This is a genomic window from Bacillus sp. ISL-35, assembly GCF_018613355.1.
Lineage (GTDB): Bacteria > Bacillota > Bacilli > Bacillales > Cytobacillaceae > Mesobacillus.
Window position 1 is genome coordinate 78,638 of sequence record NZ_JAGGQK010000006.1, and the last position, 17,764, is coordinate 96,401.

Here is a 17,764-nt window from a genome sequence, read left to right on the forward strand (position 1 = left end):
GGCTTTACCAACTCATTTATTTTATTCTTATTGTTAATTTACTGGTTTGAACTCCAAATACTAGAACGAATGCCAGGCAACCTTTTTTAATCAGTTCGATTAACAAATAGAGTGAGTGTCCGGAAATCGTGTTAATCACCTCAAAAAACTACATAGCTACTAAAATTACCCCAAGTGTTTATACTCCGATCACTAAAGGTGAGGTTATATTTTTCAAGACTTTTGCCACACTCATAGCTACAATAGGACTGGATTTAGGGTTGGTTTCATAGGGTACGTTTGAAACGGAAATCTCAGTTTCACCAAAATAGCCCTTTGCTTTAATAGTATGGGTATTTGTCTGAATGGTCGGATCAGCAAAAACTTGTACTTTTGTATTTTCAAAGCCGACTCCGGCAAGACTTAAAGCAGCTGAAACATTTACGCTTTGTGGGAATAATTTCGAGGACTCACGTGCGTTGCCTTCATAAATGCAAACTGGCTCGGTTAAAGTTGCTAAATCAACTTTTTCCTCTGCAATAGTGCCTGTCCAGCTTCTCGGGTGTTTCCTGGTTATAAGGGTGATTTCTTCAATTTCACCCAAAGCGCCGGCAGCGATTCGGTCCAGTCCGGCAATTGCTGCAGAAGGAATAAATATTTGCTGATTGTACTTTTGTGCTGTATCTTGAAGATTATCCAAGAAATCTGTTTCACCTAACGCCCCCACAGAAAGAACAATGAGGCTGCTGCCGCTTGCCAGTGCTTTTTCACCATACATTTGTAATGCTTGATGACCTGCTGCTTCAATGATAATATCTAAATCCCCATTAAAGAACTCTTCTACATCTGTAGTAAAACCAACAGTTTGCTGAGATGCCTTCATAGATTCTGTTTTTCTTCTTACTAATATGTTTTTTAAATTAATATTGCCAGCCTGTTTTCCCAATATTAATTCTGCAATGCTTTTTCCGAGCGTTCCGTAACCAATAATTCCAGCTTTTAGCATAATGTACACCCCTCATTATTTTTGATTGATCAGTTTTGTTTAGGCCTAGATATATTTAAACAGCATTTGGAGGCACCCTTATTTCTTTAGCGCAAAGAAATGACAGAAGATGGTATACAGAATACTATATACAAATATTAAATAGATTTTACCGAAGGGAAGATAAAAGTGCAAGGGATTTTTAAGAAAATAGTAAAACATCTAAATTTTCAAAATTGTTTGCATAATGTTTAATTTTAGTGTTATTATAGTTTACAAGGTATTAATAGGATTATAGGGAGGTGCTTCGGAGGGTAGGTATCACTTGTCTCGTAGAGTAAATAAATGCAAGATGAATCATTAATTTGTAGAGTAGTACATTCAAGAGTTAATTTTAGTAAGGGAACCTGGCTTTTTATCTAATTGGTATACAATCCACCAAATGCAATGTACTGTTTGGTAAGTTTTTCTTATTCTCCTGTCATTTCTTCTTTTATGGTAATGAGGTATACATAGACAGCTTTGCAGAGCATGATCAATGCCTCTATTGAAACCGCAAGATTAGATTCAAGAATCGGTCTTACTAAGTTATATTTCATACTTATATGGAGGGGAATATATGGAATTAACGTTAGCTCACTGGGTATATGCAATAGTTACTGTGTCTGTTATTGCCACGATGCTTTTTAGGAGAGGTGTTGTCCTGCCGGTTATTTTGGGCACTTTCTTAGTGGCAGTCATTTACAAAGGAAATTTGATATCAGGTTTCCAGGCTGTTTTTAATGCGAACCTCCTTGCTGCAAAAGAACTTTTTAGTATTTTCTTAATCATTTCCCTCATGATTGCCCTGCTTAATTCTTTGAAAGACCTGGGAGCTGATAAGAGGCTTATTGGTCCGATTGAAAAGATTATGGTAAACGGGCATATTTCGTACGTTGTTTTAATGATTACAACATATGTCATTTCACTATTTTTCTGGCCAACTCCTGCGGTTCCGCTTATATGTGCCTTACTAGTGCCTGCAGCTGTGCGTGCCGGCCTGCCGGTCATGACTTCTGCAATGGTCATTGTCATCGCTGGCCAGGGTATGGCCCTTTCTTCAGATTATATTATGCAAGTAGCGCCAATGCTAAGTGCGAAAGCAGCTGGCATTGATAAAGTAATGGTTGCTGATAAGACGTTAGTACTTTCATTGATTACTGGAGTAACTGCTCTTGCATATGTCTATTTTGCTCATAGGAAATTAATTGTAAAGAATGATAACACTGAATCTGAGATTAATAATGAACATGCAGCTTTTTTTGGGGTAGCTAATGAACTTGCTGCCACTGCTGAAGAAAGTGTTGAATCGATCCAGAGAAAAAACACATGGGGAAAGGTATTTGCCGTTTTAGTCCCATTATCCATGCTTGCTGTTATGGTTTATATGTTCCAGTCAAAATTAACTGGAGAAACAGGCTTTGAAGGAACAGATGGAGCTGCATTTATTGGAGGCGTTGCAACGCTTCTGTTGGTGCTTGCGACCATAGCATTTAACCGCATCCATGCTTTAGATAAGATAAGTGATCATTTGACAGAAGGTTTTGTGTTCGCGTTCAGGGCGATGGCACCGGTTATACCGATTGCAGGGTTCTTCTTTATGGGAAGTTCAGACTTCACAGGCACAATTTTATCATTAGATGAAAGCGCTGCCAAACCTGCGTTCTTGTTTGATATGATCCAGGCAGGTCAATCTTATATTCCTGAAAATGCGTTTATTGCAGGTTTTGGTATTTTAATTGTCGGCCTTATCACAGGATTGGACGGTTCAGGTTTTTCTGGTCTGCCGTTAACCGGTGCTTTATCTGGTGCATTGGCAAATGGCAGCGGCATCGATGCATCCACATTGGCAGCGATTGGACAAATGGGTGCCATTTGGGGAGGGGGAACGATTGTTGCATGGTCCTCTCTAGTGGCAGTAGCTGGTTTCTTGCAGCTTTCTCCGCTCGAATTGGCCAGGAAAAACTTTATCCCAGTTGTCGTCAGTTTATTCTTTGCAACTCTAATAGGAATATTGATCTGGTAAAATAATTTACACCTTGCTTGAAAATTGAGGGGTATCCTGTAAAGTTAGAAATAAACTAACTGAAGGGATGCCTTTTTTATAGTTTTAAAGGAGAGGGAGGGATCGAATGAAGAATCTCAAAGTTGGCTTGGCCGGCATTGGAAAATTGGGTTCTGCAATGATGGCGCATTGGAATGCAGAAAATATCCAAATAGGTGTCTATCATCCAAGCAGGACGAAGGCCGATCAATTTATTCAGCGTTTTCCAAACGGTTATTTATTAACGGAACAGGATTTGAGGGAGCTGGATATACTCATACTAGCTTTGCCGGCCGGCAAGATGATGCCCTTTATGGATAGCATAACAATCGATGGACTTTCTTCCTCGGTAATCTTTATCAATATGGCTACAGCTTTGCCTACTAAAATAGTGTACGAGAGATTCCCAGATTACAATGTTTATGGCATAAAATATATGGGTCATTCCAGAGATTTATTGGAGAAGGGAAATGGTTTGTTTATTACCGAGACGAACTTGCCAGATCAAGTAAGGGAACTATACGAACCATTGGGAAAAATAATTAAAGATCAGGAAGAAAGATTAGTCGAAATTAACAAACTGGCTACCTATTATGCCGTAAAAACAGCAGTAGAAATCGAAAAGGAATTCTCCAAAAAAGGCTATCCGCCTGCTTATTTAAAAAGGGCACTCACATCACTCGCACCTGAAGTCATCCGATCCTATAGCGAAGGGAATTTGGGTCATTTTGGACAGGAGATTGTGAGAGAAATAAGAGAAAAAGATGCTGATTAACGATATCAGCATCTTTTTTCCATGGAGTTAATAAATAATGTTAAAAGAACATTCTTCAAAATATTATGGTATTTCATTTTATCGGCCTTTTGGTCTGGCACCGTGGACCTCTCAATTTAATTTAACAGTCTTTCTAATAAGAACAAATAAAGCATGACACAAGCCACATAAACAGCTGCAAATGGTATGTTCCAGTTGGACACTTTATAGGAATTGACTTTAATAATGTTAGACATAAGGCCGAGTGTAGCATTATAAGGACCTACTAAAAAGGAGGAAACCGCTCCTGACAGCATCGCGACTGTCAGAAGATGCGGAGAGATTCCAATTGCATCCGGGTTTACGCCTTCAATCATTAAAGCGAGTGATACTGCAGGGTGAAGGCCCAAAAAGGCTAGTCCCAATGGAATGAGAGGCAGGATGATCAGAAAAACTTCTACTCCTGCAACGTTAATAAAAGCTGCAATCCAGCCATACAACTTTTCATTGAAATTGGAAAAATTTATAGCTGAAATAAAAAATCCGGTGGATAGAAAGATAAAGAACTGATCCTTCATGCTCATAGAAAAAGTTTTAAGGTGTTCAATAAGCTGATTGCCAAATTCTTTTCCTTTTTTCAGGAAAAGCGACCAGCTAAACGCAAATGGAATGACGATCAAGGAGACTAGAATTAAGAACGGCAATGAAAATTTAGTTTCTGCAAGGGAAACAATAAGATTAAAGATTGCTATTGCAGCCAGAATTTGAAAAACCCGTCCAGGCCGTCCAGCATAGCCAGTTTCCAGGGCTGCTGCCGTTTCATGTGCTGATTCACCTAAGGGCGGGATGACCATTGCTTGGGATTTGCGGGAACCAATAAACCAATCCAATCCTAATCCCAGCATACTTAACGGAATGACATAGGGAAGGATCGATCCCCAGCTTACTCCTGTCATTGTAATAACAATCCCGACAATTGGTGTAACGGGAGCCCATAATAAAGGCATTGCAAAGCCTCTTGAAATCGCCCTGCTCATAAACCGTTCCTTATTCCGTACAGGAAAGCTTCCCAGCGCTGGACGGATGGAATAGTAGGTCATAGGAAGGGTTGCAAGGTTCATAAAAATGCTAAAAAAGTAAGAGATACCGGAAGTCATCATATATAGTTGTCCGGAAGTCTTAACTTTTTTCTGAATAATCGCTTGTATCCCTTCGCCATATCTCCCAATCTTAATAGGAATCCCCAAGATAGGTATCAAGGTAAACATTGTAAGCAAGTCAAGCATAGGCCCAAAAGCAAAGAGATAATCTTGCCATTGTGAGCCGCTTGTCCAAAGCAGTAAAACCCCTAGACCAAGGAAGATACCCCCTAAGACTTGGACAAATCGCTTAGCAAGCCTGAATGTTAAAACAACTATAATGAAACATAAAATGGAGAGGAGTGGACCGATCTCCCATTCTGGTTTCAGAGTGGACAGCAAATATAGGCTAATTACAGATAAAAATAAAATTCTAAGCATATCAGACACCCTCGCAATAATTAAGAATCCTTCGTCTAATCATATTTCAAAATGCAATCCTTATCATTTTAAAAAGTGATTGTATACCAAAAATAAAATAACATAAGATAATTTCATGATTTAGCCATTATTTTATTAAAAATATGGTATTTGGTATACAATTATATTGTAAATAAGTAAAACTCGTTATATACTTATATTAATTAGAAAGATAAAAAAAGGAGGAAATGAAAATGTTCAACTTTCTATTTGGTTCAAAATATGCACTTGAAAAATCCGAAAGAAAATTAGCCCGATTAAGAAAGACATTAAAATTCTAACCAGACCGCCATCTTGGCGGTCTTTTTTTTGCCGGAGACCATTGAAAGTTCCTAGTTGACCCATTGCTATTGAAGCGGTTATTTCAGAAGGTGGTGTGCAAAAGCATTCTGTTCCTGAACAACAAACCCGGAAGAAGAGAAGCTTCCTCCGGGTTTAATGTCTACTTATTAACAGAAGGTTACACAGCTACTTCATCAGATTTAACAAGCTTAGAATGGATGGAGTCCTCACTGTTGCCTGATGCTTTTACAATCTCATCTAATTCCTCGCGTGCAGCCTCAATGGTTTCAAATCGCTCAAAGAATTTCACACCGATATGGTTAACATATTCTTTCCCTTCATATTCCTCAAACAATTGGATTTTCATATTCTCATCCAAAACCTCTGCGATCGTATATTTTGCCTTTAATTTATCGAAGAAATAAAAATGATAAGTTTCAACCGGCTTTAAGCCGTCATTTTCAAGAATCGTTTGGAAAGTATCCTTATTCGTTAATATAATGTATTTTGCCACATTTAACACTCCTTTAATATTTTTAGAATCTGCAAGAGCAGGTGAATAAAAGTCTCTTATAGTATGTAGGTTCCTGTATCTCCCCCATTCTGGAATATTGTATACCATAAGCTTACAAGTATTTTATAACAAGGAAAAGAAATGTTCAATGATATATTCTAAATTTTTTAATAATTCGGTTAAAGAAAGAATGAAAAATAGAATGATTAGATGTTAAACTGAGGTGCTGACTTCGCTGCAAAACTCACTGTGCGCTTGCTATCGTTAGCAAACTTTACCTACTAATGTTGCAGAGTAGCGAATCTTTCCCTTCCGAGATTCAAAATGAGCAGGCAGTTTATTATAGATAAAAAATAAAATCTTATTTGCCAATCTTCAAGAAAGGTTGTATACTCTTGTAAAGTATCTAAATTTTTAGAATAAACTGAAAGGGGAAATGATATGCCAAAGGTTACTCTTCATGTTGATGGGAAGAAAGTGGAACAGCAAGTAAAAGATAATGCTAATTTAGTAGTATTAGCAGGGATCCGCCAATTTCCAGAGTTAAAGTATGGGTGCGGAATGGGAAGGTGCACTAAATGCACTTGTGTAGTTATTAATGGGGGAGAAGATTTAGCGCCGCCAAATTGGAAAGAGGAAAAAATGTTAGGTGAGAAGGTAAATGAGGGCTACAGACTAACTTGCCAGTTAACGATTCAGAAGGATATTGAAATCTCCCAGGAAAATATATCTGTAAATCCGCCAAAGAAGACAACAGCGGCCATTACGAAATAGTTTTTTATTTTTTTAATTTTTTATTGGTATACAAAATACCTTTTGATAGTAGGTGCTTTTTAAATGAATTGTTATGATTTAACTAAAATGACTTGGAAAGAAGTAGAAGAGTCACTGCAAACCGTTGAATTGGCGATCATTCCAGTCGGTGCGCATGAACAGCATGGACCGCATATGGCTGAAAGCTGTGATGCAGTGCTTGCGGAAAAGATGGCAATAAAGCTGGGAGAAAAATTGTTTCCATATGCCATAGTTACTCCTGTTGTGAATATGGGTGTCTCCGAACATCATATGCATTTTCCAGGAACAATCGCCCTGCAGCCAGCTACTTTGATTGCTGTTTTGAAAGACATGGTTTCTTCATTAAAGCAGCACGGCATCAAGAAGTTTCTTTTCCTGAATTCACATGGCGGTAACCAATCCACTCTCAATCTGGCTGCCATGATGATTACAAAAGAACTGGACGTTGAAGTCTATTATGCAAAAACAACCGCATCAGCCAAAGAATCAATTGGAAAATATATCAAGTCTTCTCTTTTTGGCCACAGCTGTGAGCGGGAAGTTTCAGAAGCATTATACCTGGCTCCTGAATTGGTCAGAACCGGACTATTAGAAAAAGGCGATATTCGAGAAGATGGAAGGTGGAAGCAGCTGAGACCAGGCAAAGCCGTTCAGGGATTCTATTTCTATGAAGAAATGACCCAAAACGGGTGTATTGGAGATGGCAGACAGGGCACTCGGGAAATCGGCGAGCAAATTGTAGAAGAAGCTTTAACCAATCTTACAGAGGAACTTTCAGTGCTGCTTGATCTCAAAACTGAGCTGTTATATTAGGCTACGTATTGCGAAAGATTATTAAAATCTTTAAAAGATTCTAAAAATTGTGTTTACAAGCTAAAAATAATAGGTTATTATTCTATTAAGGTATACCAAAGACCAAAGAAGGAAATAAGAAAAGACTTTATATTTAGAATCACTCTTATTTTTTTAAAAGTTTTTGGTATACAAAATATCAAATGCCAAAAGTCTACATAAAATCAAGGAGGAGTTTATACATGTCAGAATTATTATCAAAAGATGAATTTCGAAAAGAACTAGAGGAAGCAATTAAAGGAAATCATAGCCAGAAAGCTCCATTTACAGTAGCTTGGGCTGAAGGGAAGCTTGAAAGAAAGCACTTTGCGAGATGGGCTGAAAACCATTACCACTATGTAGGGCCTTTCGCAGACTACTTAGCGTATATCTATCACAATACTCCGTCTGATCCTAAATTCGAAGCAGCAAAAGATTTCACACTTCAGAATATGTATGAAGAAGAAATCGCTGCTGATCGTCATACGGACTTACTGATTCGTTTTGCGGAAGCTTGCGGCACAACCCGCGAACGAGTAATCAATCCTGAAAACATGGCTCCCACAACATTAGGTCTGCAAAGCTGGTGTTACTCAGTGGCTGCTCGAGAAAACTTTGTTGTTGCCACAGCAGCTCTAGTGGTTGGCCTGGAGTCTCAGGTACCAGATATCTATCGTAAACAGACCCCTGCTCTTCGTGCACAATATGGATTCACAGATGAAGAAATTGAATTCTTCGACCTTCACATTGTATCCGATGAAATCCATGGGGAACGCGGCTACAAAATTGTTCTGGACCACGCAGACACTCCAGAACTTCAGCAGCGCTGCCTTGAAGTCGTCCGCACAGGTGCCAAAATGCGCCGCATGTACATGGATGGCCTTTGGAGAGAGTACCTTGAACAGGATTTGGGAGCTTTAGTAGAAGCTAAATAATTTAAGGAAAACTGGCTGAATCATAATGCTGAAGCGGAAATAAGCAAGCCAGGTTACCGGAGCTAAATAACCAAAAGACTCATTCAGTTTAAGAATTTACAATTTCAGGCCGTCACATTAAATCTTGTCAATCGAGGTCTAAGTGGCGGCTGTTTTATTAAATAGTGAATTTGGCACAGTAAAGTGAGAAATAAACAGAGAGTAAGGTGATAGTTTTGATTACAACGAAAGTAGAAACTTTCAATAACTATATTAACGGAGAATGGCAGGAATCAGTCAGCCAAAAGAAGTTTTATAGCGTAAACCCTGCAAACACAGAAGATGTAGTTGGTGTTTTTCAGGCATCGAATCAAACCGATGTAAAGCTGGCAATCGAAGCTGCAAACGAAGCATTTCCGGAATGGGCAAAAACAGCCCCATCCAAGCGTGCTGCCATTTTAAACAAAGCGGCTTCAATTCTGGAAGAGAATGCGGCCCAATATGCAGAAGAATTGTCAAGAGAAGAAGGAAAACATGTTAGTGATGCTAAAAATGAAGTGCTTAGATCGGCCCAGACGCTGCGCTATTATGCGGTTGAAGGACAAAGCTTCACAGGTGAAACCTTCCCGAATGATGACCCGAATATGAAGGTATCGACGGAAAGAGAACCCCTAGGGGTTGTGAGCGTGATTACACCTTGGAACTTTCCAATTTCCATTGCTGCCAGAAAAATTGCTCCTGCTTTAATTACAGGGAACACTGTTGTCTTTAAACCTTCTTCAGATACGCCACTAATAGCTGTCCGTCTTGTTGAAGCATTGCAGCAGGCTGGCATACCAAAAGGTGTCCTTAACTTTGTCACTGGAAGGGCATCTGATGTTGGCGACCCATTAGTCACTCATCCTGCTGTTAAAGCAGTTACTTTTACCGGTTCGACAGCAGCAGGGGAGGATATCCACAGAAAAACCCCATTCACTACCCGCACTCAAATGGAACTTGGCGGAAAAAATCCCCTCGTTGTCATGGATGATGCAGATTTAGACCTTGCTGCGACTTTAACCGTGAATGGCGGATTCTCACTGACAGGGCAAGCGTGTACGGGGACGAGCAGAGTCATCGTCATGAAAGAAGTAAAAGAAGCATATGTGCAAAAATTGATTGAGAAAACAAGCGCTCTGAAAATCGGCAACGGTTTTGAAGAGGGAGTTAAAATCGGTCCGCTTGCAAATGAAAAGCAATTAAAAAATGTCCTGAAGTACATTGAGTTCGGTAAAGAAGATGGAGCGGAACTTATATATGGAGGTGAACATTTATCCGCTGGTGCATATGAGAAAGGGTTCTTTGTAACGCCTGCTATTTTCACCAATGTAAAACCAGATCACCGCATTGCCCAAGAAGAAATATTTGGTCCGGTGATTGCCGTTATCGAAGTAGATACATATGAAGAAGCCATCGCAATTGCCAATGATGTCGACTATGGATTATCTGCTTCAATAGTTACCAATAATTTGAAAACGGCAAATAGGTTCACAAAAGACATTCAGGCAGGGACGGTAAAAGTGAACCGGACAACGACCGGCAACTTGATTAATGCACCGTTTGGAGGCATGAAGCAATCAAGCACGGCAACATTCCGTGAATCCGGCAGAGTGGGCCTTGAATTCTTCACGCAAGTCAAAACTGTTTATATTGGCTACTAATCAGATAGAAGGAGAATGAACATGAAAACAGCTCTTAAACTTGAATTAGAAGAAGCAAAATTAATGATTGAAGCAGCGAAGGAAAAATCAGCAGAAATTAACGTCCTTGAAACCATTGCAATTGTAGACGATGGTGGAAGTGTGATTGCACTTGAAAGAATGAACGGAGCAAGAATCACAGGTCCTGAAATTGCCATCGCTAAAGCTTATACAGCTTCTGGCCATAAACGTTCGACTCATTTATTTAATAAAGAACCAAACGGCCCGGCATTGCCAGGAAATGAAGCATTCGGCATCCAGCATATGCTAAATGGCAAGTTTGCTGTATTTGTTGGAGGTTTCCCAATAGTGGTAAACGGAGAAGTGGTTGGAGGGATCGGCATTAGCGGCGGGAATGGCGAACAAGATACGGCTGTTGGAACTGCTGCTTTAAAAGCTCTTCAGTCCTACTTGGAAAAAGACGGATACGAAGTCGTTACAGAAGCAGACATTAAAAAATAATAGAATAGGGCCTCATTCGCTAGATGGAAAGCGGAATGAGGTCCTTATTCAATCATAGGGACTTTAAAGAATGACTAAAGGGGGAGGATAGCATGAAACCTTATCTTGAATTGGCGATTGGATTTGCTCGCACCGGTGTGACAGGGTATGGAGGAGGGCCTTCGACCATACCGCTAATCGAATTTGAGGCAGTTAAAAAATACAAGTGGATGAATGAAGAAGAATTTGGGGAGATTTTAGCGTTGGCCAATACGATGCCCGGGCCTATTGCAACAAAAATGGCAGCTTATATTGGCTTTAAAGTAAAAGGAGGTCTAGGCGCTACCATAGCAATCCTTACGCATATCCTTCCATCTATCATTGCCATGATCGCCTTGCTAGGCGTGCTTTACTCGTTCCGCCAATCCCCAATCGTAAGCGGGATGGTCCAGGGTGTAACACCTGTAATCGGCTTTATGCTAGCGGAAATGGCTTACCGGTTTTTCCAGAAAGGCAGCAAGGGTCTGGGTATGACCAAAACACTTTTGCTCGCGGCGGTATCATTAATTTTTGTCCAGTTTATGGAATGGCATCCGGGAATATTGATTGCGGCTGTGCTGATTTCTGCTTTTTATATTGCCCATCGGAAAGAAAAAGCTGAAAAAAGTGTTAATAAAGAATTGTTTACTGTAAGGGAGAAAAGCTCATGATTTATTGGGATATATTCTGGTCATTTTTGATCGCGAATTTACTTGGCTACGGCGGCGGACCGGCAACTATACCGCTGATTCAGATTGAAGTGGTAAACAAAAATGGATGGATGACAATTTCTGAATTCGGCGATGTGCTTGCTATCGCCAATGCTTTGCCGGGACCCATAGCAACAAAAATGGCGGGCTTTATCGGCTACGAATTAGGTGGGGTTTTAGGAGCAGTTTTAGCTCTTGCAGCAACCATTCTTCCATCCGCTTTGGCAGTCATCTTGCTATTTAAGTTTGTGAACTTATTCAAAGACTCGCCTAAGGTAAAACTTATGACGAAGTCCGTGCAGCCGGTCATAGCTGTTCTACTGGCTGTTATGGCATATCAATTTTTTCTAACAGCTTTCGAAGACAGCGGAGCTCTTCATCTTATATTACTGGCAGTGGTAAGTTATTTAACATTAATAAGGTATAAGGTACATCCTTCTCTCGTTATATTTGGTGCATTGTTTTATGGAGGGATTTTCTTATCTTAATTTCAATCGGTCTATAAAAATATAATAGCAGGTGAAAAAATGGAGAAAACATGGGAGGAAAATCAACTTATATCCATACGCGAACATGCTTATCTGTACTTAAAAAGGCGCATTTTAGAAGGGGAGTACCAGGCTGGTGACCGTCTCGTTGAGAGAGAGCTGGCTGCCAAGCTGAACATAAGCCGTACCCCGATACGCGAGGCTTTGTTCCGGCTCGAATCACAAGGCTTTGTGAAAACCGTGCCTAGGAAAGGAGTTGTTATTTCTAATATTTCAGAAGATGAAGTATTGGAAGTATTTACGATTCTCTCTTCCCTGGAAGTCCTTGCTGTAAAATTGGCTGCAAAAAGAATGGATACAGACACACAAAAAGAATTGGACCGGAAAATCCAGGAACTGATGGAACTGGATGACCAGGCTGAAGAGAACTTTAATTCGGAGCATATTCAAATGAACAGGTTAATTAATAAAGCCTCTAAAAGCCCTAAATTATACGAACTTCTTTCCGGACTTATCGATTATATTCATATGGCTGCCAATATGGGCTATGAAACACCAGGCAGAAGGAAGGATTCATTAAAAGAACATATCGATATCATGAAGGCTCTGCGTGACAAAGATTCTGAAATAGCTGAGTACCTAATGAGGATTCATATTGAAAATTCAAAGAAAGCCTATATAGCTTATATGGAAGATATTAAAAAGAAGTTTAATAACTGGTCTTAAACGGGCAGTTACCAGGATTAGACTGTGTTCCATTGAATGGTAAGTAAAAAAGTATAAAGATAAGTTCAGGACCAAAGAGTGTTGTTCTTATATAGGAATTCTGGAAAGGATCAGTGCGAGCTTGGATTAGTAGATTGGAAGTCCTGATCATTGGAAATCAATCTTTTACTGTTAAATAGTAATAGGGATTTTTCTTTTGAAAACAAGCAAAACTTTAATTTTTTAAAAGTTTAATATTGTCTGAAAATTATTAATATGGTATATTGTATACCATAAAGATACAACAAGGAGGAATTCGATCATGCCAAACATCCATTTTGTTAACAGCAATAAGAAGCTAGAAGTGCCGGAGGATTCAAATATATTAAGAATGTCCCTTCGCTATGATGGAGAACTTCCAAACCGATGCGGCGGCGGAATTTGCGGAACATGTGTTTTTAAAGCAGAAGAAGGGTCGGAATACTTGGATAATGTCAAAATCCAGGAAAGAAGAAAGCTAGGGGAAGAGTGGCTCGAGAAAGGCTACCGGTTAGGTTGCCAGACATTTGTCACTAACGGTGATATCGCCATCTCCTGGGACGAGGAAGTAACCAGCCAGGTAAAGAAAAGAAAGCCGGATAAATTAAAGCCGACGGTATCTGCAAGCAAATAATCAAAAGATCTTCCATTTGTAATGGCCGTAACAAACCGAAATGATGTGACAAAAAAACCTTCCGTAAACATTGTTGCTTTTTAAACTTAGTTTAATTTGCAGAAGAGACTGGAGGGGGATTTGATTCTCTAAAGGAGATCGATTTCGTATCGTTGCAAAGCCTAGGAAGCAAATTGTATGTCCTGAAAGAGTAGAGGAATGTAGGAGACCCAAACGGCGAAGTCGAGGAACCCCGCCCCCAAGGTTCGCCATAGTACCTGTAGCGGGAATCAACGGAAGCAATAGAGTCGAAAAAACTAAAAGAAGGTGAAATCATGTGGGTTTGCAATAGCCATCTGAAAGAAGTCATCAAATTATTGAAAACGCCTCATATTCGAAAAGCTCCGTACGAAATAAAATGCTCGCTTTGTGAAAATCATGCTTTTGCCAAAGTTTATTATACTCACCGTTCCTACGAGTCCACCAAAAAGCTTTATTCTTCATTAAGACAAAGTGTTTCCCAGGAGGCTTAGCAATGGAAGGGGTGAAAAAGGGTATTGAAGAAAGGCTGAAAGAGTTAAATATCCAGCTGCCTGTTCTAGTTGATATCAAGATGCCGTTTCAACCGGGGGTTATCTCTGGAAATATGGTTTACCTATCCGGCCAAACGCCAAGAGTGAATGGTGTTCAGAAGTACTCTGGGACTCTTGGAGTTGACATTAGTATCGAGGAAGCACAAGAAGCAGCAAGAATCTGTACGCTAAATTTACTGGCAGCCCTAAAAGGAACCATTGGAGATTTAAATAAAGTAAAGAGAGTAGTCAAAATGGATGGATACGTTGCTGCGACCAGCGACTTTAAAGACCATCCTGCCGTTATCAATGTTGCATCAAATCTACTTAATGAAATTTTCGGTAAAGAAAATGGACATGCACGCAAAGCAGTAGGGATGGTTTCTCTCCCAGGAGGAGCCCCGGTAGAAATTGAAATGGTAGTTGAAATTAAATAGCTTACATTCTTTCATGGGCTGCTCTGTAATATGGGCAGTTTTTTATTTGTTCCCTTTCTGTCTATGACATGTTAAAGTCAATCGGCTTTCAGCTTCAGTCAGGCAGTTTTGAATGGCTGGTGTAAATAGCCTATCCTTTCTTATACACCTTAGAAAGGTGGTCGAACTAACCTTGGCAGACGAATTTAAGCTATTGTCTGATTAACAAGGTCGTATCTTCTCTTCAAACGTTCTTGAACTAAAACAGACAGGAAGTAATCCTGTCTGTTTTACATACTATTTTTCCAAAAGGTCACGATACTGATCTTTAATCAAATGCGTTAATCCCATTTGATCAATATAACTGGTTGGGGCAAGGAAGGTCACAGTGACGACTCCAGGGTGCCGGCCGATTTCGATAGAACCTGTAATGGTGGCTCTGTTCATGACCTCTGGAACAGTGATTCCGAATGCTTCGGCTGCACGCTGCAAGCCATTTTCGGTTGCTTCGTTCAAGTTGGCTCCGGTGCCGATAAAGGAGATTGGCAGAGATTCCTCCAACTTGCGGACACCCCATTGTCCGGCTACTTTTTGAGCGGTTGCCTTTTCTTTTTTTGTGATTGGTTTTGCCAGGTAAGGGAGGTCTTCACCCACAGGCAGCAGGATCGGTCCATCGATGTTCAATCCTTTTATGACGATGGTTTGAAGGGTGACAATACCTGAGACATCTGTTGTATGACCTGCAATCTCACCGTCTCCCTGCATCGCATGCATATCCCCGATATACACTCCGCCGCCTTCTACTTTTACAGGGCAAATCAGGATGGCGCCCTCGCGAACTCTATTAATGTCCATGTGGCCGTCTGTTCGGTCTTCAAGCTGTTCTCTGGTAATTCCATATTCGTGAGGGGCATCCACCAGGAATTGGCCAAAGTCACCAGCATTATGTGAATCAGGTAAGGCTCTGCCAGGCGTTGTCCCGAGCTGGCCAAGGAAAGGACGAAGCCTTGCGACTGTGCCGACCAAATCATGTGGGGCAAAAGCGACGATTGGGTTTTGTACGGAATTTTCCGGCGTGTTCATAAATTCGCGCCCTTGCTTTGCTGCTTCTTCTGCGGCTTGCTTATGTAAAGTGACACCCACCTGTCTGTTTGAGTCAAACGCGATTGTATAGCCATTTGTAAAAACAAAAGGGGTTACATCTGTACCACACTTGCTGCATCGAACCGATTCAGGGCCAGTGCCTACAACCTTCGTATCCGGATAAAGCTCTCCGCAACCCGGACATTTCACTGCGACAAAAGGATCGCCAACAAACCTTCCTTCAACCGGTGCATCGTTCCCAGAGGAAGTTCCCATGGAAGTGACCTGGATGGACTTTATGCGGATGGCAATCGCATCGCCGACCTCCGCGCCTTCAACAAATACCGGTTTGGTTACTTCATGTCCTCCACGGATGCAAGGTGTAATCATCGGTCCCCAGCATCCCGGCGTCGTGTTGGCAATGATATGCCCGCCATTTTTTACAGGACCGAGCATTTCTTGTGCAGGGTCAAGGATGCCATTGGTAAACTCATTCACATACACAGTTTGCTGCGCTTCTCTCATTGTAAATCACCCTTTCAAATTTTTGGTACAAAAGTTGTCTGAAGATGCCGCTGGTTTGGACACCTTTTCACCTGTGAGTACTAATTTAATTATAGTTGTATTTAAAGGGGGAGGCGAAGGAAATGAATTATATTTAGGGACGTATTTATTTTGTGAGAAAATTTAAAAGAGAGTAACAATAACTAATTCACGTAAAATTACCCAGTATTTTTCTTTAGCTCTAAATTGAATTTTCGAAATATTCGTGTATAATTACATTTAAGGTAATTAAACGGAAAATGTCCGTAATACCAGATTTATATATGGCAACTTTCCGTTTGTAGTCTATAATTGCCGGTTCATACATAAAATTTTTACAGAGAGGAGAGACATCAATGACAAGTAGTTTCGTAAAAGATTTAACTCCAAGATTAATTGAATGGCGACGTTCCTTACATGCCTTACCTGAACTGGGTTTTATGGAGTATATCACAACATACAGGATCGGGAAGGAGCTTGAAGCCCTTGGTTTTAAGCTGTTTGTCGGGAAGGAAGCGCTTGATGAGGAATCGCGTATGGGAGTTCCTCCGGAGAGTGATTTGATGGCGCATGAGTTGAAGGCACTTGACTGGGGAGTGGATGAGTCGTGGCTGGATAAAATGCGTGGGGGCAACACGGGATTGGTGGCTATATGGGATACAGCGAAAGAAGGGGACCATGTTGGTTTCCGCTTTGATATTGATGCTTTGCCGATTAATGAATCGCTGGATTCGAAGCATTTCCCGGCAAAACATCAATTCGTATCCAAGAAACAGAACGTCATGCATGCATGCGGACATGATGGACACACCAGTATCGGTATTGGAGTCGCCAATTATATTGCAAAGCATAATGATACCTTGCATGGCCGTTTTACCTTGCTATTTCAACCTGCCGAAGAAGGTGGACGCGGAGCTCGGGCGATGGTGGCTAAAGGCTGGCTTGATGATGTCGATTATTTCTATTCCGGGCACATCGGCATTCAAACTCTTCCGGTTGGAACGATTGCCGCTACGACACCAGGATTCCTTGCTTCAACGAAATACAATGCATATTTTAAAGGCGTTTCTTCCCATGCGGGGATGAATCCTGAGCTTGGCAAAAATGCGCTGCTGGCAGCTACTACTGCGGCCAATAACTTATATGCTATCCCCCGTCACCACGACGGTGTGACCCGGGTGAACGTTGGAAGATTAGTTGCTGGAAGCGGACGGAATATCATTCCAGAAAATAGTTACATGGAAATCGAAGTCCGTGGGGAAACAGTTGAAATTGCCGAATACATGGCTGAAAAAGCGACGAGGATTCTCCAGGCTGCAGCCGATATGCACGATGTAACCTGCACGATTGAACCGGTTGGCTTGACCGAAGTGGTTGTCTGCAATGAGGAGCTGATCCCGAAAATTACTGAATGGTGTGCAGAAAGCGATTATGTAAAAGAAGTATTGCCATCAGTGACTGTTTCTGGCTCTGAAGATGTCAGTCTGATGATGAACCGGGTTCAACAGCACGGCGGGCAGGCGACTTATATGCTTTTCGGGACAAAGCTTGACCATCCGCACCATCATCCTGAGTTTGATTTTCAAGAGGAGGTTCTGATGGTTGCGGTGGATACATTCATCTCGATCATTAATGGCGGCTCTAGAATTAATTGATAAATAGTTTTATTCAAGGAGGAGA

The 17,764-nt window shown here is 40.8% G+C and carries 17 protein-coding genes; 13 read left to right on the forward strand and 4 right to left on the reverse strand.

Translation table 11 applies throughout. The features are described from left to right. Positions 1–178: 178 nt before the first annotated feature. Positions 179–985, reverse strand: a complete 807-nt coding sequence (nadX, locus tag J7E38_RS09785; RefSeq protein WP_214705563.1) for an aspartate dehydrogenase — start codon at positions 983–985, stop codon at positions 179–181. Between the two features lie 598 nt (positions 986–1,583). Between nadX and J7E38_RS09790 the strand changes: the two genes are divergently transcribed. Beyond that, complete coding sequence (locus tag J7E38_RS09790) at positions 1,584–3,029, forward strand: hypothetical protein (RefSeq protein ID WP_214705564.1); 1,446 nt, start codon at positions 1,584–1,586, stop codon at positions 3,027–3,029. A gap of 106 nt (positions 3,030–3,135) precedes the next feature. Then, entirely contained in the window at positions 3,136–3,822 is a 687-nt protein-coding gene (locus J7E38_RS09795) for an NAD(P)-binding domain-containing protein (RefSeq protein ID WP_214705565.1), read from the forward strand. Between the two features lie 116 nt (positions 3,823–3,938). Here J7E38_RS09795 and J7E38_RS09800 read toward each other — a convergent pair whose 3' ends face one another. Together J7E38_RS09800 and J7E38_RS09805 are read right to left on the reverse strand one after the other, a co-directional pair. After that, complete coding sequence (locus J7E38_RS09800) at positions 3,939–5,321, reverse strand: hypothetical protein (protein ID WP_214705566.1); 1,383 nt, start codon at positions 5,319–5,321, stop codon at positions 3,939–3,941. 499 nt (positions 5,322–5,820) lie between these two features. Then, the gene (locus tag J7E38_RS09805; protein ID WP_214705567.1) at positions 5,821–6,156 is read right to left on the reverse strand and encodes a hypothetical protein; all 336 of its coding nucleotides are present in this window, start codon (positions 6,154–6,156) and stop codon (positions 5,821–5,823) included. A gap of 441 nt (positions 6,157–6,597) precedes the next feature. On the opposite strand from J7E38_RS09805, the gene J7E38_RS09810 reads away from it, so the two are divergent. From J7E38_RS09810 to J7E38_RS09855, 10 genes are all read left to right on the forward strand, one after another. After that, a complete protein-coding gene (locus J7E38_RS09810; RefSeq protein WP_214705568.1) occupies positions 6,598–6,930 on the forward strand; it encodes a 2Fe-2S iron-sulfur cluster-binding protein in 333 nt (110 codons plus the stop codon). Between the two features lie 63 nt (positions 6,931–6,993). Further along, on the forward strand, positions 6,994–7,764 hold the full coding sequence (locus J7E38_RS09815; RefSeq protein WP_214705569.1) for a creatininase family protein: 771 nt from the start codon (positions 6,994–6,996) through the stop codon (positions 7,762–7,764). A gap of 221 nt (positions 7,765–7,985) precedes the next feature. Continuing rightward, on the forward strand, positions 7,986–8,717 hold the full coding sequence (locus tag J7E38_RS09820) for an iron-containing redox enzyme family protein (protein ID WP_214705570.1): 732 nt from the start codon (positions 7,986–7,988) through the stop codon (positions 8,715–8,717). Positions 8,718–8,923: 206 nt separating this feature from the next. Next, entirely contained in the window at positions 8,924–10,396 is a 1,473-nt protein-coding gene (locus tag J7E38_RS09825; protein WP_215038420.1) for an aldehyde dehydrogenase family protein, read from the forward strand. 21 nt (positions 10,397–10,417) lie between these two features. Beyond that, the gene (locus J7E38_RS09830; protein ID WP_214705572.1) at positions 10,418–10,897 is read left to right on the forward strand and encodes a GlcG/HbpS family heme-binding protein; all 480 of its coding nucleotides are present in this window, start codon (positions 10,418–10,420) and stop codon (positions 10,895–10,897) included. Between the two features lie 92 nt (positions 10,898–10,989). Next, the gene (locus tag J7E38_RS09835) at positions 10,990–11,586 is read left to right on the forward strand and encodes a chromate transporter (protein ID WP_214705573.1); all 597 of its coding nucleotides are present in this window, start codon (positions 10,990–10,992) and stop codon (positions 11,584–11,586) included. Further along, the gene (locus tag J7E38_RS09840; RefSeq protein WP_214705574.1) at positions 11,583–12,113 is read left to right on the forward strand and encodes a chromate transporter; all 531 of its coding nucleotides are present in this window, start codon (positions 11,583–11,585) and stop codon (positions 12,111–12,113) included. The genes J7E38_RS09835 and J7E38_RS09840 overlap by 4 nt, the downstream gene beginning before the upstream one ends. A gap of 39 nt (positions 12,114–12,152) precedes the next feature. Next, positions 12,153–12,839 carry a GntR family transcriptional regulator gene (locus J7E38_RS09845; protein ID WP_214705575.1) on the forward strand — a complete coding sequence of 229 codons (687 nt, stop codon included), beginning with the start codon at positions 12,153–12,155 and terminating at the stop codon, positions 12,837–12,839. A gap of 301 nt (positions 12,840–13,140) precedes the next feature. Then, on the forward strand, positions 13,141–13,491 hold the full coding sequence (locus J7E38_RS09850; RefSeq protein WP_214705576.1) for a 2Fe-2S iron-sulfur cluster-binding protein: 351 nt from the start codon (positions 13,141–13,143) through the stop codon (positions 13,489–13,491). Positions 13,492–14,005: 514 nt separating this feature from the next. Beyond that, positions 14,006–14,479 (forward strand): RidA family protein, encoded by a 474-nt coding sequence (locus tag J7E38_RS09855; protein WP_214705577.1) that lies wholly within the window; start codon positions 14,006–14,008, stop codon positions 14,477–14,479. A gap of 276 nt (positions 14,480–14,755) precedes the next feature. Here J7E38_RS09855 and J7E38_RS09860 read toward each other — a convergent pair whose 3' ends face one another. Then, positions 14,756–16,066 carry an acetamidase/formamidase family protein gene (locus tag J7E38_RS09860; RefSeq protein ID WP_214705578.1) on the reverse strand — a complete coding sequence of 437 codons (1,311 nt, stop codon included), beginning with the start codon at positions 16,064–16,066 and terminating at the stop codon, positions 14,756–14,758. A 374-nt stretch (positions 16,067–16,440) separates the two neighbouring features. Between J7E38_RS09860 and J7E38_RS09865 the strand changes: the two genes are divergently transcribed. Further along, positions 16,441–17,739 carry an amidohydrolase gene (locus J7E38_RS09865; RefSeq protein WP_214705579.1) on the forward strand — a complete coding sequence of 433 codons (1,299 nt, stop codon included), beginning with the start codon at positions 16,441–16,443 and terminating at the stop codon, positions 17,737–17,739. The last annotated feature ends 25 nt before the right edge of the window (positions 17,740–17,764 follow it).